Below are 22,468 nucleotides of genomic sequence, written 5' to 3' on the forward strand. Positions count from 1 at the left end.
GTGCCCAATGATTATCGGTGAGCAACGTACGGTCAGCATTCATCTTGAAAATAAGCCTATTACGACTTTGCCATGCCGAACGTTCTTGAGAACACGCCCTAGCTGACAACCGTCAAAAGCATTTGCAAGCGGCCGTCCATCAGGCTTTTCCAGAGTTGGAATGAGTGTGGCAGGAGGTTGACGAGGCGTACTTCCTTCTCGATGATCTGAGCAAGCTCATCCTTTCATACATTCACCAGGAAGCTTTACGAAGTCGTCTCTTCAGCTTTATCGACGCGCAATATGCTCAAGCTGATTATACCAGTTGTTTCTACTTTGCTATGTATGTATTTGAAGACTGGCTGCCGAATGACCCTCACCGCTATTTCAAGTTCTCACTTCAGCAGCTGATGATAGAAAACCTAACGAAAAAGGCCTTACAAGGCTTTATAGACCTTGCAAAGGAACTGGGCTTTTGAGCCCATAAAAAAGGCCCAGCAATTACGTTGGGTCTTTTTTATGGGGAGCAACCCTTGTCCCGTCACCTGCGCCAGGCGCCGCTCAATGAGCCGGGCTACTTCCTCGTCCTCGTAGTTGAGGCCCTGGTTGCGGGAGTTCAGGAGCGGCCAGCCCGGCCGGGGCTACTTGTGATTCCTGCTGCGGACCGCGGTATAGGCTCTGCTCTGCAATGCGGATTGATCCTAATCGCACGGAGAACAAGGTATTGGTGAGCCATCCGCTGCGGCCTCACCAATAGTATCACGCTATCAGCACTTTGCCTGGCTTGGCAACAGCTTACCTGATTCCACATATAGCACCTCATGGCCGATAGGATGAAAAATAGTTAGCCTCTACTCCACTAAGTCTTGCATTGTTAAAACAATTTTTGACTATATATGTATCTGTTTAACAATTCACCTTAAAACATTCAACAAAATGCTCACAACAGTACTGTTCGGTCTGGTCGATATTCGGGTTGATGACCCGATTGCTTTCACATTTTTCACCGGGTACATGGCGATGCTGGCGGCCTCGGTCTTCTTCTTCGCCGAGCGTGGGGCAGTAGAGGGCAAGTGGAAGCTTTCCCTATTGGTATCAGCCCTTATCACGGGCATTGCCGCCATTCACTATTACTACATGCGCGACTATTACCTGGCTACCGGTAAGACGCCCACGGCTCTGCGCTACATCGACTGGACGCTTACCGTGCCGCTGATGTGCGTGGAGTTCTACCTGCTGACCAAAGCGGCGGGAGCCAAAATCAGCTTGTTGTGGAAGCTTATTGCTGCCTCCGTGTTCATGTTGGTGACCGGCTATATCGGCGAAGCTTTTGCCGATGGTACCGCCGGGCACTCTATGCTGTGGGGTACGCTCTCCACGCTGGGCTACGTGTATATCCTCTACACCGCCTGGTTTGGCGAGGTAGCGCAGCTGGCCAACAGTACCGGCGACGCCATTGTCATCAAGGGTATCCGGGCGCTGGCGTGGTTCGTCCTCGTTGGCTGGGCCATCTACCCGATCGGCTACATGTGCATGCCGGGCGGCTGGCTGAACACCGGCTTAGGCTGGCAGCCGGGTAACGTCGACCTGTTCTATAACATCGCCGACGCTATCAACAAAATTGGATTTGGCCTGGTAATTTACGGCATTGCGGCCTCCGGTAAAAGTGCGGCGGCCGTCCGTGAGCTAGCGCCCACGGCGTAGCGTAGGCGGCCAAGAACACCGGCGGCACCAGGTGGTAAGCGTCCCACCCGGTGCTACCGGTGCTCTGAGGAATCCTTCGGGCGCTCTTAAAAGCTATTCCCGCTTTCCACAAGCACTTTGCGGGAGGCGGGAATACTTATTAGAGAGGATTTTGGCGCCAAACATTGCACAACCGGTTATGAGAGCGGAGATATCACCCCCAAAAACCATGGCCCCGGCTACTTCAATCCTCTTGCCTGCGTGGAGTGCCGCGGTGCCGCGCCGGGCCTCCTACGTGGCGGTACTGACAGCGGTAGTGGTTCAGTTGCTGGCCCCCGGCGTGGCCCCCTGGCTGCTGGCTCCTCTGCTCCTCATTGGGCTGCTCGTGCTAGGGGTTGCCCACGGGGCCTGCGACCAATTTGTGGTGCCAGCTACTCATCCGGCCTTGGTCAGAAGCCGATTTCGGTACTGGGCCAGCTTTTTGTTTGGTTACCTGGGGCTGGCCGCCCTGGTGGGTTTGCTGTGGTGGTGGCAGCCGGCGGCTACCGTCGCCCTGTTTTTTGGGCTCACGGCCTGGCACTGGGGTTCGGCTGATGCTTCGGTTTTTTTCGCAAATCGCGGCCACTGGGTAGCCCACAGTCTGTTGCGCGGCGCGCTTTTGTTTGCCGTGCCCCTGGGACACTGGCCTGAGGAGACGCGTGCTATTATCAACGGCTTGTTGACGTTGGCCGGCGCCCTGCCCATCAGCGCAGGCGCCGTTCAGCAGGCTTCAGTGGTGGTGGTTGCATTGGTAGGAATAGGGCACCTGGTACTCTGGACCAGCTATTTCCAGCAAGGACGCGGCGTTTTGGCCCGCACGGACATGCTGGAGGTGCTGTTGCTCACGGCCCTGCTGCTCGTACTCTCTCCGTTATTTTCGGCGGGAGTGTACTTTATCTTCTGGCATAGCTTGCAGCACGTACTGCGTATGAATCAGCTTATGGGTCGGCCAGCGGATAGCCGTCAGCTTTTGTTACGGATTGAATTAGGCTTTTTTTTACGCCGCTCCGCCCCGCTGCTGCTGGTTAGCACCACGGGGTTGGCCATACTCTATGGTATAGCTTGGTCGCAGGCAGCACCCAGCTCCGTTTTCGTGAGCTTGGCGCTTGTGGTTGCGTCCGTCGTCACGCTACCGCACGCTCTGCTTGTGACGCTGGGCATGGATGCTGCCCGCTGGCGCTGAAGCCTGCTAGCGCGCGAAGCCCATCACCTCCCCAAGCTGGCAGCTTATCCCGTCGCCTGCGCCATGCGCCGCTCGAGCACTTTCGTCAGGCCCTCCAGGCGCCGCTCAATGAGCTGGGCTACTTCGTCGTCGTCGTAGTCGATGCCCTCGTTGCGGGAGTTCAGGTAGCGGGCCAGGGCAGAGTTTTCATCGAGCGTGTCGGCCAGCTCGGCCTGAGCCCGCTCCCATTCTTCCTGCTGCCCTGCGCGCAGATAGCGCACCCGCAGCTCAATGGTCTGGCTGACCAGCGCGGCCAGCCGGGCCAGCACGGCGGCTTCCCGGTCCGTGAGCAGGCGAAACTCCCGGCCGATGACGGCCAGCATACCGATCCGGGCTCCGTCGGGCATTTGCAGCGCCGCCCCGGCGTAGAACTTCAGCCCGATGGCCTGGGCTACGTCGGGCCGGATCAGGGTGCAGCTTTCGGGCTTGTAGTCGGACGTGACTACCGGCTCGTTCTGCAGAATGGCTGCCGAGCACATGCTTTCTGCCCGCGGCAGCCCGGGAATACCCTCGGCGCCGGTCACGGATTTAAACCACACGTACTCGTCATCGACGAGGGAAATCAGGGAGATGGGCGTATTGAACAGCTGCGCGGCCCAGGCCGTGTAGTCGTCGAAAATCGGCTCGGACGTCGTATTGACGATGTCGTACTGGTGCAGTGTACGCAGCCGGGCAGCGTCGTTGGCGGGCACCAGGGAATCCGGAAAATTGGTCGTCATGGAATGGGCAGCGGCCCGGTAGTTAGTAGTTGGCTTCTGTCCCGGGCAGATCAATCAGGATGAGTTGCGCGTCCTTTCTGGCCCGGATCTGCACTACGTGCTCATCGGTCATGCGGGCCTGGTCGTTGGGCCCCAGCTCGGTACCGTTCACGTAAATTGTGCCTTCCTTCACGTAAATAAAGGTATTGCGGATGGGGAAGGTCTTGAACTCAATCTCCTTGTCCTCCTTCAGGTTCGCCCAGTAGATGGTGGAGTTAGAGTTCATATATACTACATCTTCCAGCACTTTCTGCCCCGATACCAGCGGCACCAGCTCGTTTTTGGTATCCAGGAAATCCAGGTCTTTCTGCTCGTAGCTGGGCGCCAGCCCCTTCTGGTTGGGCACAAACCACAGCTGGTAGATGTGCAGAGGCTTGTCGGTGCGGTTCATTTCGCCGTGGGCCAGGCCGGTACCGGCCGTCATGCGTTGCACTTCGCCCTTCGGAATGGTGGTCTGGTTGCCCATCGTATCCTCGTGGGTTACCTCCCCGTCCAGGACGAGGGTCACGATTTCCATCTCGGAGTGCGGATGCTGGGGAAAGCCGGAGTTGGGCGCAATGCTATCATCGTTGAACACGCGTAACGGTCCAAAATGGATGTTTTGGGGGTCGTGATAATCCGCGAAGGAGAACAGGAAGTAGCTACTCAGCCAGCTAACGGGGACAGCATGATGACGGTCGGTAGCGGGAATATATTTCAGCATGGCAGGGCGTCGAATTAAATATGGAAGGCAATGGCCTACGGCATACGCACCAAGGCCCGGTGAAGTTAGAAACTCTCTCGGAAGCACAAAGGCCAACCCGCCGTAACGGGTTGGCCTCCTTGTGAGTGACGCAGCTGATCCAGCTTGCCCGCGGGCAGTAGTCCTACACCTTGCGCATGGTGCTGACCTGCTGCTGCAGGTCGAGCACGATGCTGGCCAGGCGGGTAAGCGAGAGGTCGGCAATAGGGAACGTGCTGCTGATGTAGGACTTGGCTTCCCAAATTTCCACCACGTCCTCCACGTCGATTTCGTAGGGCGAGTACACCGGGTTGTCGGAGTGCAGCGAGAGCGTGGCCCCTTCCTTGAGCCGGTTGAAGACGCGCTTGAACACGATGCCTTCCTTGCTGCTCACTACCACGCAGGGCGTGCCGTCCTTCAGCGTCAGCCAGTCGTCGACGTAGCGGCCCACAATGACGGTACCCGAAGCAATAGGCAGCATCGAGTCGCCGGCAATTTCGAAGGCGCGGTAGGTGCCACCGCTGCCCAGCATGGGCAGCCGAAACTTGGGCAGCTCCTCAATAAACTCGGGGTCGGCGTAGCCATTGAGGTAACCGGCCGCGGCCTTCAGCGGCACCAGCTCAATGTTCTCGTTCTGCTCCTTGTCCACGGTGAGGGCCAGGATGCGCAGGTTGCCGGCCGGCCGCGTCGGGTTCGGGTCTTCGGAGGCAATGGGCGTAATCTGGCGTAGGGCGGCCTTTTGCACGCTCTTCTTAGTAAAGTCATTCGTCACCAGCGAGTCGAGGGTGATACCGAACAGGCGGGCCATGTTGACCAGGGTACTGAGCTTAGGCTCGGCACGACCTTCTTCGTAAGCTCCTACCAGGGAGCGTTTTATGCTTAGCTTTTCGGCCATCTGCGCCTGCGTCAGGCTCAGTTCGCGCCGCCAGAATTTCAGGTTCGTGTTAATCATCGGTCAGAAGGGCCGGGAAAGACTTCGACATCAAAGGGATACCGGCTCGTGAAATTAGCAACAAACCCGCAGGTTTACTAATTCAATTAGCTTTAATTTTTTACTGAAAAAGTTCCGGCTGCCCGGCTGCCTCCCGGCCACTGACCAGGATTCAAACGGATTATTCGCTTCAGCAGAAAACCCACTCCTATTTCCCGCCCAGCCGCTTCTGGTACAGCCCGGCAAGGCGGAGCTTGAAGTAGTCGTACTTCTCGCGCAGGTGGTCGAACAGGTCGCGCAGCTGGGGCTCTCCGCCGAGCTGCGCCCGGGCCGTCATGATTTCGGCGTACTCCTCGTGGCTCAGAAACTCCTCCAGCCGGATCGGGCTGCCCTTGGCGTAGAGCGTTTCGATGTGGGCGCGGATGGTGCCGGGGCTCAGCGTGCGGCGCTCGGCAATTTCGTCGATGGTGAGGCCCTGGCGGTGGAGCTGGAAGGTGTTTTCGTGGGTGTCGCCGGCCTCGCGGGTTTTGCGGGCGCGCGGCACCTGCTCATCCTCGGGGTCGAGGCTGGTCTGCTGGTCAGCCTCGGCGGCGTCGTCGGGGGTGGGCGCGCCGCCCTGGGCCAGGATTTCGCGGATGAACTGCTCGCCGTAGTTCTCGAACTTCTTCATGCCCACGCCCGAAATGGCCAGCATGGCCACGCGGGAGGTGGGCCGCTCAGCCGCCATTTCCTGGAGCGTGGCGTCGGAGAACACCACGTAGGGCGGCACGTTCTGCTCGTCGGCAATGCGCTTGCGCAGGCTGCGCAGCTTGTCGAACAGATCGGTGCCCGCGTCGGTGGCTTTGCCGCTGCCGCGGGGCGCCTTCTTGCCTTTGGGCAGCTTCTCGGCTTTTTCGGCGGGCTGGAATTTCTTCATCGGCAGCTGGCGCTGGCCCTGCAGCACGCGCTTGCCCAGCTCGGTAATTTTCAGCGCGTAGCCTTCCTCGTAGGCAATGTAGAGCAGGCCGTCATTCAGCATCTGGTGGATGTAGCTGTACCAGTCCAGATAAGGCAGGTCGGCGCCAGCCCCGTAGGTTTTGATCTGGTCGTAGCCCCCGCTGAGTACGGCCTGGTTGCGCATGCCGCGCAGCACGTCGATGAGCAAACCGATACTGCCCCGCTCCCGCATCCGGACCACCGCCGACAGCGCCTTCTGGGCAATCAGCGTCCCATCAAACGTGGTGGGCGGGTTGCGGCAGATGTCGCAGTTGCCGCAGTCCTGGGGCAGGGTTTCGCCAAAGTAGTTGAGCAGGATCTTGCGGCGGCAGCTGGCGGCCTCGGCAAACTGCTGCATGCGCTCCAGCTTGGTCAGGTTGAGCTGGGTGAGGCTGGGGTTGTCCTTGGTGAGCATGTCGCGCAGGCTCATCACGTCGGCGAAGCTGTAGAACAGCACGGCCGTAGCCGGGGCCCCGTCGCGGCCCCCGCGCCCGATTTCCTGGTAGTAGCCCTCGATATTCTTGGGCAGGTTGTAGTGCATCACCCAGCGCACGTTGCTCTTGTCGATGCCCATACCGAAGGCGATGGTGGCCACGATGACCTGCAAATCGTCCTTCAGAAAGCCTTCCTGCACCGCGCTGCGCTGGTTGGAGGTCATGCCGGCGTGGTAGAAGCCGGCCTTCACGCCCTTCTGCTGAATTTTGGCCGTGAGGGTTTCGCACTGCTTGCGCGAGAGGCAGTAGATGATGCCCGACTCATTCGGGTGCCGCTCGATAAATTCCAGGATGCCGGCTACGCGGTCCTGGCCCGGACGCACGATGAGGTTGATATTGGGCCGGTCGAAGCTGGAGAGGAACACCCGGGGCTCGTGCAGGCGCAGCTGCTGCTGGATATCGCGCTGGGTGAGGCGGTCGGCGGTGGCGGTGAGGGCAATGATGGGCACCTGCGGAAACTGCTCCCGCAGCAGCTTGAGCTGGGTGTACTCGGGCCGGAAGTCATGACCCCAGGACGAGATACAGTGGGCCTCGTCGATGGCGAACATGCTGATGCGCAGGCGCTTCAAAAACTGCGTAAAGCCCGCCGAAACGAGCTTTTCGGGGCTCACGTAGAGCAGCTTGAGGTGGCCGTTGAGGCAGTCGCCGGCAATGCTGTTCTGCTCGCTCTGCCCCACGCTGCTGTTGATGTACTCGGCCGAGATGCCGTTGGCCTTGAGCGCCTCCACCTGGTCCTTCATCAGGGCAATCAGCGGCGACACGACCACGCACACGCCTTCCATGACCACGGCCGGCACCTGGAAGCACACCGACTTGCCGCCGCCGGTGGGCATGAGCACCACCGTGTCGTGGCCGGCCATAATGTTGGCGATGATGTCCTCCTGCATGGGGCGGAAGGAGTCGTAGCCGTAATACTGTTTCAGGACGCGCCGGGCCGATTCGAGGGTCGGCGTGAGGGCTTCGGGAGCAAATAACATGGGGTAAAAATACGACGGTAAAACGGGAGTTGGGGCGCGGGCCGGAAGGTATATCAACCGCGGGCGGACTGAAATCGTGCCCCGCGAGCCAGGAATCCGGTACCACGTCCCCGGGCCGCGGGCTATAGAACAAGCTACACTTTTTCCCCTGAACCCTTTCCCTTCCAAACCCGGCCGTAACCACCCCGTGGCCGCCGGGCCGGCCGCTTACCAGGGCCTATATTATCCCCCAAGAATATATAGCTTGCCGATTCAAACCACACTTAAAGTAGTTAAATCAATGAAGAAAGGCTTTACCTGGATGGTGGGAGGAATGCTGGTGTTGGGCGCGGCGGGCTGCGCAGAAAAGAAAACGGCCGTGAATGAAATGTCCGTGCGGGCCAGCGCCACGGCTCCGGCCGGGCAGGTTATTTCCTCGGCCCAGGCCGTGGAGTGGACTACCCGCTTTCAGGAGGCGAATCCGCAGGAGATTTGGGCGGCCTTCACCGAAGCCCGCATCTTCAACCAGCTGCTTGGCCAGGCCGACTGCCAGGGTCTGCGCCTCTACCACGGCACCGACAGCGGGGGCAACAACACGTTTGTGATGGTCGGGGTGAACAGCGAGGGGGCCGACATGACCGAGGGCCTGCTGGCCGACGAAGCCTCTAAGTGCCCACCCAACAGCTACCGCAGCATTCTGCTGGCCAAGCCGGGTGAAAAGCTGCAGGCACCGGTGCTGCCCGCCGGCGCCCTTATTCCGCTGGGCAAGGCCGTTGAAATGACCATGCACTACCAGGCTGATCATGCCGGCAGTGTCCAGGCCGGCTACTTCAGCTCCCACGTGTACCGGGAGCTGCTCGAGCAGCCCGGCTGCATCGGCATTCGGGTGTATAAGGGCCTGAAAGAGGGAAATCTGGAATGCTTCGTGCTGGTCGGTGTCAACGGCAAAGGCGCCGACATGACCGAGGGCCTGCTCTACGATATGGCGGCTCCCTGCCCGCCCACCTGCAGCACCGATAGTCCGCTGCTGCACGGGGCGCAGTAGCCTCTCCGGCTTACTCAATGCCCAACGGCCGGCCCCGGAACTTCCCGGGGCCGGCCGTTTTCGTAGCCCCCACTGGCTGACCGGCTAGTCGGGCAGCACGCGGGTATAGGTGTGCGACACCGGCACGGGGCCTTTCACGCCCTGCTGGGCCAGGGCCCGCTGGAGCTGCTCGATGAGGCGCCCGTAAGCGGGTATGCTCTGGCCGGCGCGGGTGTAGGCCCGGAAAGCCACGCTCATGCCGCCGGGCTTGAGGGCCGTCACCACTACTTCCGGCGCCGGGTCGGGCAGCACCTGGGCGTCAGCCAGCATCAGCGGCACGGCCCAGGCGCGCACGGCGGCCAGTTCGTTGGCACCGTCAATTTCGGCCGGAATTTCCACCAGGGCCCGGTTCTGGGCAGTTTTGTTGACGATGACGTTGTTGGACGTGGCGCCGTTGGGCAGGATGATGGTGTCGCCCTGGGGGTTGACGAGGATAGTGTTGAAGATCTGAATCTCGCGCACCTCCCCGGTTTTGCCCTGGCTCTCAATCACGTCGCCGACCACGTAGGGCTTGAAGATGAGGATGAGCACGCCGCCGGCGAAGTTGGCCAGCGTACCCTGCAGGGCCAGGCCCACGGCCAGGCCCGCCGCGCCCAGGATGGCCACGAACGAAGTCGTCTCGAAGCCCACCATGCCGGCCACCGAAATCAGCAGCAGCACCTTGAGCACGATGTTGACCAGGCTGGTCAGAAACGAGCGGAGCGACACGTCGAGCCGGGCGGTGGACACGGTGATGAGCCGGCTGACCCGCCCGATAACCCACCAGCCGATAACCAGCGCCAGCAAGGCCATAAACACGCGGGGCAGATACAGTACGAGCAAGGTCTGGAACTGCTGGGCGTAGGTGGTAATCTGGTTCATGGCAGCAAGGTCGGCTTTAGGGGAGGGGTAAGGAATCAGCGGTTGAGTATAGGCAAAATCCTCCGTTTGCCCGGGCGGCACCACCGGCGCCCGGCTCTGACATCCCACCGCACGCCCCAAAAAAAGACCCGGAACCTGCCGCAACGGCAGATTCCGGGCCGGGCAGTGCACCCCGGCGGCCTATTTCAGCAGCTCCAGCACCAGGGCCGTCTTGGCCGGCAGCTGCAGCGTGGCCAGGCTGGCCAGGGTTTCGCCGGTCAGCACGTTGCGGGCTTTGGCAAAGCCGCTCATGCGCTCGGCAAACCGGGCCGTGGGCAGGGCCGCGGGCTTGTCGGTGGAGTTGGTCACGACCATCACCGTGGCGGCAGCATCGTAGCGGAAGTAGGCGTAGAGGCCGTTTTCGGGCAGGTACTGCATCAGCTTGCCCCCGTGCAGCACCTTATGGTCGCGGCGGTAGGTGGCCAGCTTGCGCACGAAGTCGAAAGCCTCGTTTTCGCGGCCCGAGCGGCCGGCGGCGGTGAACTTGTCTTCCTTGTCACCGGCCCAGCCGCCGGGAAAGTCGCGGCGCACCTCGGCGTCGGTCGGGTCCTTGAAGTTCTTCATCAGGATTTCCGTGCCGTAGTACATCGACGGAATGCCGCGGGTGGTCAGCAGCCAGGTCATCCCGATCTTGTACTTGTCCAGATCGTCGCCGACTTCAGAGAGAAACCGATTCTTATCGTGGTTGTCGAGCAGGGTCACCAGCTTGGTCGGATCCTGGTACACGGCATCCTGGGCCAGGGTCTGGTACACGTGCTGGGCGCCGCCGTCCCAGCCGGTGGCGGCCGGGGTGCCCGTTTCGCGCAGGGCGGCCAGCATGGCATCTTCCAGCACGAAGTCGATGGTGCCGGGCTGATTCGACTTGAAGGGGAAGCTGATGTTGTTGCGGGTGTAGTAGGCCTGGTCGACCACGTTGTTCACCATCGACTCGCCGAAGATGTGCAGGCGCGGGTACTCGGCCAGCAGGGCCGCGTTGCAGCGGTTCATAAAGGGCTGGTCGTTGTACATGTAGGTGTCGATGCGCCAGGCATCGATACCGAAGTTTTCGACCACCCAGATGGCGTTTTCAATCAGGTAGTTGGCCACGTACGAGTTGCCCTGGTTGAGGTCGGGCAGGAAAGGCACAAACCAGCCGTCGAGGCTGATCTTGCGGTCAATCTGGGCCGCGTGCGGGTCGGTAATGGGGTGGTAGCGGTACGAGGTATTGGTGTAGGTGGGCCACTGGTGCAGCCAGCTTTTCATGGGCAGATCCTGCAGAATCCAGTGGGTGTTGCCCACGTGGTTGTACACGGCATCCTGCACCACCTTCAGGCCGGCGGCGTGGGCCTGCTGCACGTAGGATTTATAGGCCTCGTTGCCGCCGAAGCGCTTGTCGATGTTGTACTGGTCGGTGAAGCCGTAGCCGTGGTAGGAGGCGCGCATGGTGCCGCCCTCGTTGGTCAGGGGCTGGTTGTTCTCAATCAGGGGCGTAAACCAGACGGCCGTCACGCCCAGATCCTTGAGGTAGCCCAGGCGCTGGGCGGCGCCCTGCAGGTCGCCGCCGTGGCGGAAGAACGGGTTGGCGCGGTCCAGGTTCGGGTCGCGCATATCGGCGAACTTGTCGTTCGAGGCATCCCCGTTGGCAAACCGGTCGGGCATGGCCAGGTAGATAAAGTCGGCCGCCGTGACGCCCTGGGCTTTGGGGGTATTGTCGCGGGCCTTCAGCTCCCAGGTCTGGGTGATGGTCTGACTGCCTTTCTTGCCGATAATCTGCACCCGGCCGGGCTTGGCGGTGGCGGCAATAGTCAGGTCCAGGAAGGCGTAGTTGGGGTTTTCAACCGTATTGGTTTTCACCAGCTTCACCCCCGGGTAGGTGATGGTATACGTCAGCGTGCCGGCCTGGGGACCGTACACGAGCAGCTGCAGGCCGGGATTTTTCATGCCCACCCACCAGTTGGTCGGGTTGATGCGGGTGATGGCCGGGGCGGGCTGGGCGGCGGCCAGCAGCGGGAGCAACAAAGCCAGCAGCAGGCTGAAATAGCGTTGTTTCATGGAAAGAGGAATGGGAATTTTCGAGGCAGGAATTCAGGTGCCGGACAGCCGTCCGCCGCTGCAATACTAGCAATAAATGACGCAACAAAAACCAAGACTTCACCTCGGCCCGCCGGCGGGCGTTGCCCTCAGCAGCGGGTCGCACGCAAGGGCATTTCCTAGCTTTCCAGACCTTCCTTGGGCATTTCCTGCTCCGGCCGGGCGGCTTTGCGGGTGCCCTGGTACAGCTCATACTTGAGCAGGCGGCAGTCAATCGGGCCGTTGAAGAGCGGAATGCGGCGCGACGCCTTCAGGCCCACGCGCTTGGCGGCCTGCAGGTTGCCGGTGAAGATGTAGGCGTCGTAGCCCTGGAAGCTGGTTTTGAGCGTGTCGCCGATGGTTTTGTACAGCCCTTCCATTTCCTCTTCGTCCCCGATTCTTTCGCCGTAGGGCGGGTTCATCATCACCAGGCCGGGCGCTTCGCCGGCGGGGGCTTTGGCGTCCTTCACGTCGCGCACGGCCAAACGGATGAAGTCTTCCAGGTCGGCGGCGGCCACGTTCTCGCGGGCCAGCTCGATGAATTCCGCCGACAGGTCGGAGCCGGCCAGGTAGGCCTGGGGCTCGTCGAGGCGGGCACTGCGGGCGTCCATCCGCACCGATTCCCAGAGGGCGCGGTCGAAGTCGGGCCAGTTTTCGAAGGCAAACTTACCCTGGTGGTACAGGCCCGGGGCAATGCGCTGGGCAATGAGGGCCGCCTCGGTGAGCAGGGTACCCGAGCCGCACATGGGGTCAATCAGAGCCTTTTTGCCGTCCCAGCCGGCCAGCAGCAGCAGACCCGCGGCCAGGGCCTCGTTGAGCGGGGCAGCGTTGGTCTGCTGGCGGTAGCCGCGGCGGTGCAGCGAGTCGCCCGAGGAGTCGAGGCTGAGCACCACCTCGTTCTCAATCATGTGCAGGTGCAGGCGGATGTCGGGCGTCTTCACGTCGACGCTGGGGCGCACGCCGGTGCGGTTGCGGAACTGGTCGACGATGGCGTCCTTGGTGAGCTGGGCCACATACAGGGAGTGCTCGAACGTGGACTTGTTGACCACGGCCGTGATGGCGAAGGTCTGCTCGGCGCCGATGTACTCGCTCCAGTCGAGGCGGCCGACCTCACGGTAGAGGCTTTTCTCGTCGGGGGCCTGGAAGTGGGCGAAGGGCTTGAGGATGCGCACGGCGGTGCGGCACCACAGGTTGGCTTCGTAGAGCAGCTGCTTGGTGCCCGTGAACTCCACGGCCCGCTGCCCGATCTTCTCGATTTTGGCGCCCAGGTCGCGCAGCTCCTGGGCCAAGACTTCCTCCAGCCCAAACTGGGTGGTAGCCGTCATAAAAAAGGAGGCGTCGCGGCGGTTTTCGGACATGGAGCGGGGCGTTAAGAGCGAGTGAAGCGCAAAGGTCGGTTTTTTCCGGCGGTGATTTTCCGGTTTCCGGACCCGCAGCTGGCGGCGGCTGGTCCGGAAACCGGACGCTTCGCACGAATTCCTATCTTTAAGGCCCACTTCTTTCCCAATTCCGCCTGCATGGCCGTTCCCGTTTCTACCTCCGCTCCCGCCGCGGCCACTGCCCCGGCCCGCTCCTACGCCGGGCCGATGCTGCTGATGACCACCCTGTTTTTCCTGTTCGGGGCCGTCACCAACTTCAACGACGTGCTGATGCCCTACCTCAAGGACGTCTGCCAGCTCACCGATTTGCAGTCGTCGGCCGTGCAGTCGGCCTTTTTCGGGGCTTACTTTCTGATGTCGTTGCCCGCGGGCTGGGTGCTCAAAAAGCTCGGCTACCAGCGCGGCATCGTGGTGGGGCTGCTGGTGATGGCCGGCGGGGCCCTGCTGTTCATTCCGGCCGCCGACTCCCGGCAGTTCGGCCTGTTTCTGACGGCCCTGGCGGTGCTGGGCGCGGGCATCACCCTGCTGCAGGTGGCAGCCAACCCCTACGTGAGCGTGCTGGGCCCGGCCCGGTCGGCGGCGGCGCGGGTGAGCATCGTGGGCGTGGCCAACAACTTCGGCGGCAGCCTCTCCCCGCTGGTGGGCGGCCTGATCTTGTTTGGGGGCTCGGTGGCGCTGAAGGCCCGGCTGGCGGCGCTGCCCCTGGCCCAGCGCCTGGGCGAAGAGGCCCAGCTGGTAAAAGGCCCCTACATGGGCTTAGCGGCGTTTCTGGTGGTACTGGCGGGCGTGTTCTTCTTCCTGGTCAAGCTGCCCGACATCGAGGGCATTGAAGCCGACGACGCGCCGACTGCCGACGCGCTTCCCGTTACCCGCCGCACCAGCGCCCTGGGCTTTCCCCACCTGGTGCTGGGCATCGTGGCCATTTTCGTGTACGTGGGCGTCGAAGTTGGCCTGGGCTCGTTTCTGATCCGCTACGGCGAAAGCCAGGGCATCCAGCAGCTGTCGGCCTTCACCCAGAGCCTGGTGCGGGGGCTGAACGTGGCCACCAACTACGCCCTGGTGCTGTTCGGCCAGCAGGCCGAGCCGATTGACACCACCGGCGGCTTCACCAAAGCCGTGGGCGCGGTGCTGGTGTCGTCGTACTGGTTTGGCTCCCTGATCGGGCGCCTAGTGGGCATTCCGCTGCTGCTGCGCTTTCACAACCGCGCCCTGCTGGTAGCAGTGTGCGCGGCCGGCGCGGCCCTGGTGGGCGCCTCCCTGCTCAGCCACGGCGAAACGGCCCTGTGGCTGATTGTGCTCTGCGGGCTGATGAACTCCATTATGTGGCCCGTCATCTTCCCGCTGGCCATCACGGGGCTGGGGCAGTTCACCAAGCAGGGCTCCTCCTACCTGATTATGGCCATCGTGGGCGGAGCGCTGATTCCGCCGCTGATGGGCTTTATTGCCACCCACGGCGGCGGCTTGCAGGTGGCTTTCGTGGTGCCCATGCTCTGCTACGTGTACCTGCTGTTTTACGCCCTGAGCGGCTACCGGGTGCGGTAGCTTGGTTTTTGGTCAACCCGAAAGAACGTCATTCCGGGCCTGCCGAGAAATCCCGCGCGCTGACGTATGAGGGGTAATTGATGCTCCTCTCTTTTTTCATTCCGCGCATTAAGCGGCCGGCGTAGGGGTTGGGGTGAGGACCAATCGTCCGTACGCAAGATGCTTCGTCCCGGGCTTGCTGCGCCACCTGCTCTGCACAACGGTCCTTCTCTTTTTGCAGGGCACGCCCGCTGGAACAGTCCATCAACCGGCAACCCCTCCCCGCCCGCTACCTTTGCCCCACATCCAGCCGCTTTGCCATGCCTGCTCCCCTGCTCGAACACCACGTTTCCCTGCGCCTCTACAACACCTTCGGCCTCGACGTCAAAGCCCGGCTGCTGGCCCGCTTCGGCAGCGTGGACGAGCTGCGGGCCCTGCTGGCCCTGCCCGAGGTGCAGCAGGCCGAGAAGCTCGTGCTCGGCGGCGGCTCCAACCTGCTCTTCACCCAGGACTTCGACGGCGTGGTGCTCAAAAACGAAATCCGGGGCCTGGAAATAACGGCCCAGGATGAGGCCACCGACACGGCCCTGGTGCGGGCCGGGGCCGGCGAGTCGTGGCACGGCATGGTGGAGTACGCGCTGAGCCAGGGCCTGAGCGGCATCGAAAACCTGTCGCTGATTCCGGGCACGGTAGGCGCGGCGCCCCTGCAGAACATCGGCGCCTACGGGGCCGAGCTCAAGGACACGTTCGACCACCTGGAGGCCGTGGAAATCAGCTCCGGCCAGCTGCGCACCTTCAGCCACGAGCAGTGCGGCTTCGGCTACCGCGAAAGTGTGTTCAAGGGGCCGCTGCGCAGTCAGTTCATCGTCACGGGCGTGGTGCTGCGGCTGCGGCGCCGCCACCAGCTCAACGTCAGCTACGGCGCCATCGGCACCACCCTGGCCGACATGGGCATCGACGCCGCGCCCACGCCCCAGGACGTGAGCGAGGCCGTCATCCGCATCCGCCGCAGCAAGCTCCCCGACCCGGCCCGGATCGGCAACGCGGGCAGCTTTTTCAAAAATCCCGAGCTGTCGCAGGCCAAGTTTGACGCCCTGAAAGCTGAGCACCCGAGCCTGCCCGGCTACCCGGTGCCCGGGGGCGTGAAGGTGCCCGCGGCCTGGCTGATTGAGCAGTGCGGCTGGAAAGGCCGCCGCTTCGGGGCCCACGGCGTACACGACCAGCAGGCGCTGGTGCTCGTCAACCACGGCGGTGCCCAGGGAGCCGACATCCGCGACCTGGCCCAGGAAATTATTGCCTCCGTGCGGGAAAAGTTCGGCGTGGAGCTGCACCCGGAGGTGAATATTCTGTGAGCCCGGCACTTTACGAATTCCTGGCCTTGCAGCCGGATAAACCGGCCTTTTTAATTCCAACTCTTCATGAAATCAGGCCGGGAATAGGCATATTTGCAAAAATCCCTTCCCCAGTCCTCTCCCCATCGCCTCACTTTATTGCATGAAGAACGTTACGTTTTTGGCAGTGCTGCTCGGTGCAGCCACCGGAGCTCACGCGCAGTCCGTTATGAGCATCAGCGCCGCCCGGGCGGCGGGTCCGGGGGCTACCGTAACGGTGCGCGGCACGGTGACCAACGGCCCGGAGCTCGGGGCGGTGCGCTACGTGCAGGACCGGGAGGCTGGCTTAGCCGCTTTTTCCAGCTCGGCGCTGGGCTTTTCCGCCCTGATTCCCGGCGACAGCGTGGAGCTGCGCGGCACGCTCAAGAACTACAACGGCCTGCTCGAAATGGACCCCGTGACGTCGGTGCGCAAGCTGGCCGCGGGGCGCCGCGTGGTGCCGGTAGAAGTGCTGGCCGCCAACATGATGCAGGTATACAGTGAGGCCTACGAAGGCCGGCTGGTCAAAATCAAGTCGAACATGGCCGTCACTACGCCCAGCGGCGTGGCCATCATGACCTTCAACGGCAACACCAACTACCTGCTCAACGGGCAGCGCGGCGCTACGGTTCGCATCAGCAACTCCTCGGCCGGCGAGCTGGGCATCGTGGGCAAGCCCGCCCCGAGCAGCGACTTTGACCTGATGGGCGTTATGGGGCAGTTTGCGCCCAGCGGCTCGGGCGGCTACCAGCTGCTGCCCCGCCTCTACAGCGACATGCTGCTGGGCGGCGGCCTGCCCAACGTGCTGGGGGAGCCCATCCCGACCGACATGAGCCGCGACGGGTTCACCGTCACCTTCGCCACCCAGAATGCCGGCGACACGAAGGTGGAATACGGCCGCACCTCCGAGCTGGGCACCGTGGTGATGAACGCCACGCCCACCACCCGGCACAGCGTGGTGCTGACCAACCTGCAGCCCGGTACCGTGTACTACGTGAAGGTGTCGTCGACCAATGCCGTGGGCACCTCGGCCACCGCCGCCGTGCCCATGATTACGGACACCAAGAAGCGCAGCTCCACCCGGGGCGGCCGCAACGCCCAGGCGGAGAAAGACGAGTAGCAACCCCGCTTTCCGCCCGGCTCACCCCCAGACCAGAATTTTGTAACATCTCCGTAACCCGGAGACTGGCAATGTATTGCCTGAAAATCAGCATATTTGCCCCCTAATTTACCGCCCAACTTCTCTGTTGCCACTTTTACGGTTTTCATGAAAAAATTTACTCTCTTAACCCTGCTTTGCCTCGGGGTAACGCTGCCGGCGGCCCGGGCCCAGACGGCAATTACCATTGCGGCGGCCCGGGCCCAGGCGCCGGCCTTCAACCAGTCGGGGGCGACCGTTACGGTCCGCGGCGTGGTGACCAACGGCGCGGAGCTGGGCGTGATCCGCTACCTGCAGGACGGCACGGGCGGCATCGCCGCCTACTCGCCGGGCATGAGCAACGTGCGCCCCGGCGACAGCCTCATCGTGACCGGCGTGATGAAGGACTACCGTGGCCTGCTGGAGTTTGATCCGGTGACCTCGTTTGCGGTGCTGGCCGGCAACCGGCCGCTGCCCACGCCGGTGCCGTTTCCGGCGACCGGCCTCACGGCGGCTTTTGCCGAGCAGTATGAGGGCCAGCTCGTGCGCCTCAACAACGTCACGTCCATCACCACTACCGCCGGCGGACCGGTGTCGGCTTTTTCCAGCACCACCTACCGCATCAACAACAACGCGGCGCTGACGGCCTACATCAACGCGGCCTCGACCGGGGCCGACGGCCTGATCGGCAAGCCCGCCCCGACCGGCGTGTTTGATGCCATCGGCATCATGAGTCAGTTTACCAACACGGCCCCCGGCACCACCGGCTACCAGCTGCTGCCCCGCCGCTACACCGACTTCCAGCAGGGCAACACGCCCAACCTGCTCACCACGCCCCTGCCCACCAACATCAGCACCTCGGGCTTCACGGTGAGCTTCGTGACCCAGAACTCGGGCAGCACCAAGCTGGAGTACGGCACTGCGGCCACGGGCCCGTTCCTGGCCGTTACCAACGCCGCCATCGTGACCCAGCACAGCCTGGCCATCAGCGGGCTGCAGCCGGCCACGATCTACCACGTGAAGGCCAGCTCCACCAACGCGGTGGGCCTGTCAGAGTCGCGGGTAGTACCCATGATTACGGCTTCGCTGTCGTCGGGCAAGATGCGCTCCTACTTCACCAACCCCGTCAACACCGCGCTGGCCCTGCCCGGCAACAATGCCGTGTACCTGCCCAACGGCGCCATTGCCGACACCATCGCCCGCTACATCAACAAAGCCACCCAGACGCTCGATATTTCCATCTATAACTGGAACAGCCCGGTGATTCTGGCGGCCGTGAATGCCGCTCACGCCCGGGGCGTCGCCGTGCGGATCCTGTTCGAAGGCACCAACACCAACGCCAGCGTCCAGAACCTGACGGCTACCGTGCCCCGCCTGGCCCGCAACACGACGATGAACATCATGCACAACAAGTTTGTGATTATTGATGCCAACAGCGCCAACCCCAACATTCCGTGGGTGTGGACGGGCTCGACCAACTGGACGCCCGCCCAGCTCAGCACCGACCGCAACAACTCGATTGCCATTCAGGACCAGTCGCTGGCCCGGGTGTACACGGTGGAGATGAACGAGATGTGGGGCGGGGGCACGGCCGCTACGGCCGTCTTCGGCTCGCGCAAATCCGACAACACCCCGCACTACCTCAACATCGGCGGCAAAACCGTCGAGTCGTGGTTTTCGCCGACCGACAACGTGAACGGCCGCCTGATCGAAGCCATCCAGACTGCCGACAACGACCTGCACATTGCCACCATGCTCATCACCCAGAGCGACATCGGCCGCGCCATCCGCGACCAGGTAGCCCTGCGCAACATCGCCGGCTGCTCGGAAGTACTGGTGGACGACACGACCAGCAGCGCGGCTTCGGGCGGAATCTTCCGCACCATCAAAACCTCCCTGGGCACCCGCATCATGGTCAATAACGTGGCCGGCATCATGCACCACAAGTACGCCATTATGGACGCCGGCGCTGCGGCCTCCGACCCGCAGGTATTCGTGGGCTCGCACAACTGGAGTTTGTCGGCCAACACGGAGAATGATGAGAACACGCTCATCGTGCACGACGCCAAAATCGTGAACACCTACTACCAAGAGTTCTACCGCCGCATCACCGACCAGAACCGCGGCATCACGCCCTGCAGCCTGGTGCTGAGCAACAGGAAAGCCACCGTGCAGCAGAGCAGCATTCAGATCTACCCGAACCCAACCTCGGGCAAGTTCCAGCTGCGCACCGAGGCGGCCAAAAGCCGCACGGCCACCATCACCCTGCGCGACGCCACCGGCCGCGTAGTGCTGACGCAAACCCAGCCCCTGAACGGGCAGGACGTGAGCGTGGACGCTACGGCCCTGCGCGCCGGCCTGTACCTGGTCCAGATCGTAACGCCCGAATCGACCCAGGTTAGCCGCGTGGTAGTGGAGTAGTCTGCTGCTTGCTCACCCATAAAGAAGGCGGCTCCCGAATCGGGGGCTGCCTTCTTTTATAGAAGCTGCTCAGGAAGTAAAACGAACGCCATGCCGAGCAGATTCTTTTTTCTGACTTCCTGAACAGATTCATAGTGAAGCGGCTCAGGAAGTCGAAAGAACCCAGAGCAAAGTACTTTCAGGCTTTGCTTTACTTTTTTGAACACTCACAAAAAGGTGAAGCAAAGCCAATCCCGGTTTTGCTTCACCTTTTTGACACGCCGTAAAAAGGTGAAGCAAAAAAGGTGGCGCCCGGTTCGGGCGCCACCTTTTTTGTATTTGGGGCTAGGGCTGAGCCTGGTGACAAAGTGGTGCCGCGACTTGAAGTCGTGGCACCGCCAACGACCACTAACGACTAAAGCCGCACCTAGCGCAGCACGGCAATGGTGACGCCGTCGCCGCCCCGGTCGGCGTGCTCGTCGGCGACGCTGGCAATGGCGCGCACGGAGCGCAGGTAGTCGCGCACCACCTGGCGCAGCACGCCGTTGCCGCGGCCGTGCAGCACGCGCAGCTCGGGAATGCCGAACATCACGGCATCGTCGACGAAGGCCATGATCTTGTGCAGGGCATCTTCGGCCCGCTCCCCGCGCAGGTCGAGGTTGGGGCTGAAGTTGCTCATGCGGCCCGTCATGTCGATGCCCGCGCCCGATACGGCGTAGCTCAGGCGCTCCGACTTTTTCTCCCGCTCCCGGATTTCGGCCCGGCCCAGCTTTTCGAGCTGCGCCACCTTGACGATGGTTTTCATCCCGCCGAAGCTCACCTCGGCCGTGTTGCCCTTCACGCTCATGATTGCGCCGTGCCCGTCGTGCCCGATCAGGGCTACTTTGTCGCCGGCCTTGAGGGTGCTGGCGTCGGCCAGCTCGCGGGTGGCTTTGGGCTTGGGCGGCTCCATCTGGAGCTTTTCGCGCACGAAGGTGTCGAGCTTGAAGCGGGCGTCCTTGGTTTTTTCCTTGTCGGCCTGGCCGAGGCGGATTTCCTGGATGGTCGCCTCAATCTGCTGGTTGGTGTCGCGGAGCAGCAGCTTGGCCTTGGCCTTGGCGTCGCGCAGCACTTCGAGGGTGGTTTCGTCGAGGTGCTTCTTGAGGTCCTGGTATTCCTGGGCAGCTTTTTTCATGCGCCGCTCGGCTTTTTCGGCTTCGGCGGTGCGCAGCTCCAGGTCGGCCTTTTCCTTCTCCAAGCCTTCGAGCAGCCGGTCGTAGCGGATTTTGTCCTTGCCCACGAGCTGGGTGGCGCGCTCCACGATCTGCTTGGGCAAACCGATTTTGCGGGCAATTTCGATGGCAAACGACGAGCCCGGCTTGCCGATTTCGAGCCGGTACAAAGGCTGCAGCCGCTCGGGGTCGTAGCGCATGGCGCCATTCACCACGCCCTCGGTGCGCTCGGCGAAGTTCTTCAGGTTGGTGTAGTGGGTGGTAATGACCCCAAAGGCGCGGGCGCGGTTGAGCTGATCCAGCACGGCCTCGGCAATGGCGCCGCCCAGGGCCGGCTCGGTTCCGGTGCCGAACTCGTCGATGAGCACCAGGCTGCGCTTGTTGGCCAGGGTCACAAACTGCTTCATGCTCAGCAGGTGGGAGGAGTAGGTGCTCAGGTCGTTTTCCAGGCTCTGCTCGTCGCCGATGTCGAGGAAGATGTCGTCGAACATGCCCGCTTCCGAGCCATAGGCGGCCGGAATCAGCAGGCCGCACTGCAGCATGTACTGCACCAGGCCCACGGTTTTCATGCTCACCGACTTACCCCCGGCATTGGGCCCCGAAATCAGCAGAATACGGCGGTCGGGATTGAGCTCAATGTCGAGCGGCACTACCTCGCGGGGGCTGTCCTTGAAGTGCTCCTTGAAGGTGAGGTAGAGCAGCGGGTGGCGCACGGTCTGCCAGCGGATCAGCGGCCTGGCGTCCAGCGTGGGCAGGGTAGCTTCGAGGCGGCCGGCCAGCAGGGCCTTGGCGCGCACGAAGTCGAGCAAACCCAGGTACTGGTAGGCCTTGCGCAGGTCCGGAATGTGGGGGCGCAGCTGGTCGGTGAGGGCCGTCAGGATGCGGATCAGCTCGCGCTGGTAGCCGTTTTCGAGGTCCTTGATGTCGTTGTTGAGCTCAAACACGGCTTCGGGCTCGATAAACACCGTCTGCCCCGAGGCCGACTCATCGTGGATCAAACCCTTCACCCGGCGCTTGTGCTCGGCAATGACGGGCAGCACCAGCCGGCCCCCGCGGATGGTGGGCTCGGCGTCGCCGGGAATCCAGCCCTCCGACTTGGCGTGGCGCAGGATGCCGGCAATCTGCTTGCGCAGCTGGCCCTGGCGGCCGATCAATTCCTGCTTGAGCTGCGACAACAGCGGCGAAGCGTTGTCGCGCACGTTGCCGTCGTCGTCCACCACCTTGTCGAGGCCCGCCAGCAGGTTGCGGTCGACCTGCACGCCGATGCCCAGCAGGCGCAGCGTGGGGTAGAGGCTTTCCTCGGCCTGGGTGAAGAAGGTGAGGGCCTGGCGGATGGTGCGCAGGCTCATCTTGACGGCGAAGAACGCGGTGACGTCGAGGTAGGCGCCGGGCAGGGCGGCGCGCACCAGGTGGGGATGCACGTCGTGGTAGTGCTGGCTGGGGAAGTCGGCGCCGCTATTGAGCAGCAGGCGGAACTCGTCGGTTTGCTGGAGCAGCTTCAGCAGCTGGTCGTGCTTGGTCTGGAAGGTCATCTTGGCCACGAACTGGCGGCCCAGGGCACTCAGGCACAAGCCGTCTAGCATCTCGCGCAGCTGCGCGAAGCCGATCTTCTGCTCGAAATTAGTGGGAAGAATCAAATCAGGTACTGCGTAATGAGT

The 22,468-nt window shown here is 62.5% G+C and carries 16 protein-coding genes; 8 read left to right on the plus strand and 8 right to left on the minus strand.

Translation table 11 applies throughout. From position 1 onward, the window contains the following. The first annotated feature begins 164 nt into the window (after positions 1–164). The 3 genes from ABD842_RS03080 (at position 165) to ABD842_RS03090 (ending at position 2,884) form a co-directional block, all read left to right on the plus strand. Positions 165–458: a hypothetical protein gene (locus tag ABD842_RS03080; RefSeq protein WP_345109909.1), complete on the plus strand. Its 294-nt coding sequence runs from the start codon at positions 165–167 to the stop codon at positions 456–458. 457 nt (positions 459–915) lie between these two features. Next, positions 916–1,683, plus strand: coding sequence for a bacteriorhodopsin (locus ABD842_RS03085; RefSeq protein WP_345109912.1), 768 nt, complete (start codon positions 916–918; stop codon positions 1,681–1,683). Positions 1,684–1,891: 208 nt separating this feature from the next. Beyond that, positions 1,892–2,884, plus strand: a complete 993-nt coding sequence (locus tag ABD842_RS03090; protein WP_345109914.1) for a Brp/Blh family beta-carotene 15,15'-dioxygenase — start codon at positions 1,892–1,894, stop codon at positions 2,882–2,884. A 44-nt stretch (positions 2,885–2,928) separates the two neighbouring features. Here ABD842_RS03090 and ABD842_RS03095 read toward each other — a convergent pair whose 3' ends face one another. The 4 genes from ABD842_RS03095 to recQ all read right to left on the minus strand — a co-directional run bounded on the left by ABD842_RS03095 (position 2,929) and on the right by recQ (position 7,779). Beyond that, on the minus strand, positions 2,929–3,642 hold the full coding sequence (locus tag ABD842_RS03095; RefSeq protein ID WP_345109916.1) for a GAF domain-containing protein: 714 nt from the start codon (positions 3,640–3,642) through the stop codon (positions 2,929–2,931). Positions 3,643–3,664: 22 nt separating this feature from the next. Beyond that, the gene (locus ABD842_RS03100; RefSeq protein WP_345109921.1) at positions 3,665–4,384 is read right to left on the minus strand and encodes a pirin family protein; all 720 of its coding nucleotides are present in this window, start codon (positions 4,382–4,384) and stop codon (positions 3,665–3,667) included. 163 nt (positions 4,385–4,547) lie between these two features. Beyond that, a complete protein-coding gene (locus ABD842_RS03105) occupies positions 4,548–5,354 on the minus strand; it encodes a helix-turn-helix domain-containing protein (protein ID WP_345109923.1) in 807 nt (268 codons plus the stop codon). A gap of 187 nt (positions 5,355–5,541) precedes the next feature. After that, entirely contained in the window at positions 5,542–7,779 is a 2,238-nt protein-coding gene (gene recQ, locus ABD842_RS03110) for a DNA helicase RecQ (RefSeq protein ID WP_345109925.1), read from the minus strand. A gap of 280 nt (positions 7,780–8,059) precedes the next feature. Between recQ and ABD842_RS03115 the strand changes: the two genes are divergently transcribed. Beyond that, complete coding sequence (locus ABD842_RS03115; RefSeq protein WP_345109928.1) at positions 8,060–8,803, plus strand: hypothetical protein; 744 nt, start codon at positions 8,060–8,062, stop codon at positions 8,801–8,803. Between the two features lie 84 nt (positions 8,804–8,887). On the opposite strand, the gene ABD842_RS03120 is transcribed toward ABD842_RS03115, so the two are convergent. From ABD842_RS03120 to ABD842_RS03130, 3 genes are all read right to left on the minus strand, one after another. Next, entirely contained in the window at positions 8,888–9,703 is an 816-nt protein-coding gene (locus tag ABD842_RS03120; protein WP_345109931.1) for a mechanosensitive ion channel family protein, read from the minus strand. Positions 9,704–9,883: 180 nt separating this feature from the next. Next, positions 9,884–11,773, minus strand: coding sequence for a glycoside hydrolase family 13 protein (locus ABD842_RS03125; protein ID WP_345109934.1), 1,890 nt, complete (start codon positions 11,771–11,773; stop codon positions 9,884–9,886). 158 nt (positions 11,774–11,931) lie between these two features. Next, positions 11,932–13,149, minus strand: a complete 1,218-nt coding sequence (locus tag ABD842_RS03130; protein WP_345109937.1) for a THUMP domain-containing class I SAM-dependent RNA methyltransferase — start codon at positions 13,147–13,149, stop codon at positions 11,932–11,934. Between the two features lie 159 nt (positions 13,150–13,308). On the opposite strand from ABD842_RS03130, the gene ABD842_RS03135 reads away from it, so the two are divergent. The 4 genes from ABD842_RS03135 (at position 13,309) to ABD842_RS03150 (ending at position 19,620) form a co-directional block, all read left to right on the plus strand. Next, a complete protein-coding gene (locus tag ABD842_RS03135; RefSeq protein WP_345109940.1) occupies positions 13,309–14,712 on the plus strand; it encodes a sugar MFS transporter in 1,404 nt (467 codons plus the stop codon). A gap of 299 nt (positions 14,713–15,011) precedes the next feature. After that, on the plus strand, positions 15,012–16,043 hold the full coding sequence (gene murB / locus ABD842_RS03140; RefSeq protein ID WP_345109942.1) for a UDP-N-acetylmuramate dehydrogenase: 1,032 nt from the start codon (positions 15,012–15,014) through the stop codon (positions 16,041–16,043). Positions 16,044–16,185: 142 nt separating this feature from the next. Then, entirely contained in the window at positions 16,186–17,181 is a 996-nt protein-coding gene (locus ABD842_RS03145) for a fibronectin type III domain-containing protein (RefSeq protein WP_345109944.1), read from the plus strand. Positions 17,182–17,328: 147 nt separating this feature from the next. Further along, complete coding sequence (locus tag ABD842_RS03150) at positions 17,329–19,620, plus strand: phospholipase D-like domain-containing protein (RefSeq protein ID WP_345109947.1); 2,292 nt, start codon at positions 17,329–17,331, stop codon at positions 19,618–19,620. Between the two features lie 406 nt (positions 19,621–20,026). Here the strand turns inward: ABD842_RS03150 and ABD842_RS03155 are convergent, their stop codons facing one another. Further along, on the minus strand, positions 20,027–22,447 hold the full coding sequence (locus ABD842_RS03155) for an endonuclease MutS2 (protein WP_345109950.1): 2,421 nt from the start codon (positions 22,445–22,447) through the stop codon (positions 20,027–20,029). Positions 22,448–22,468 lie beyond the last annotated feature (21 nt).

Origin of the sequence: Hymenobacter algoricola (genome assembly GCF_039539525.1) — a bacterium.
Lineage (GTDB): Bacteria > Bacteroidota > Bacteroidia > Cytophagales > Hymenobacteraceae > Hymenobacter > Hymenobacter algoricola.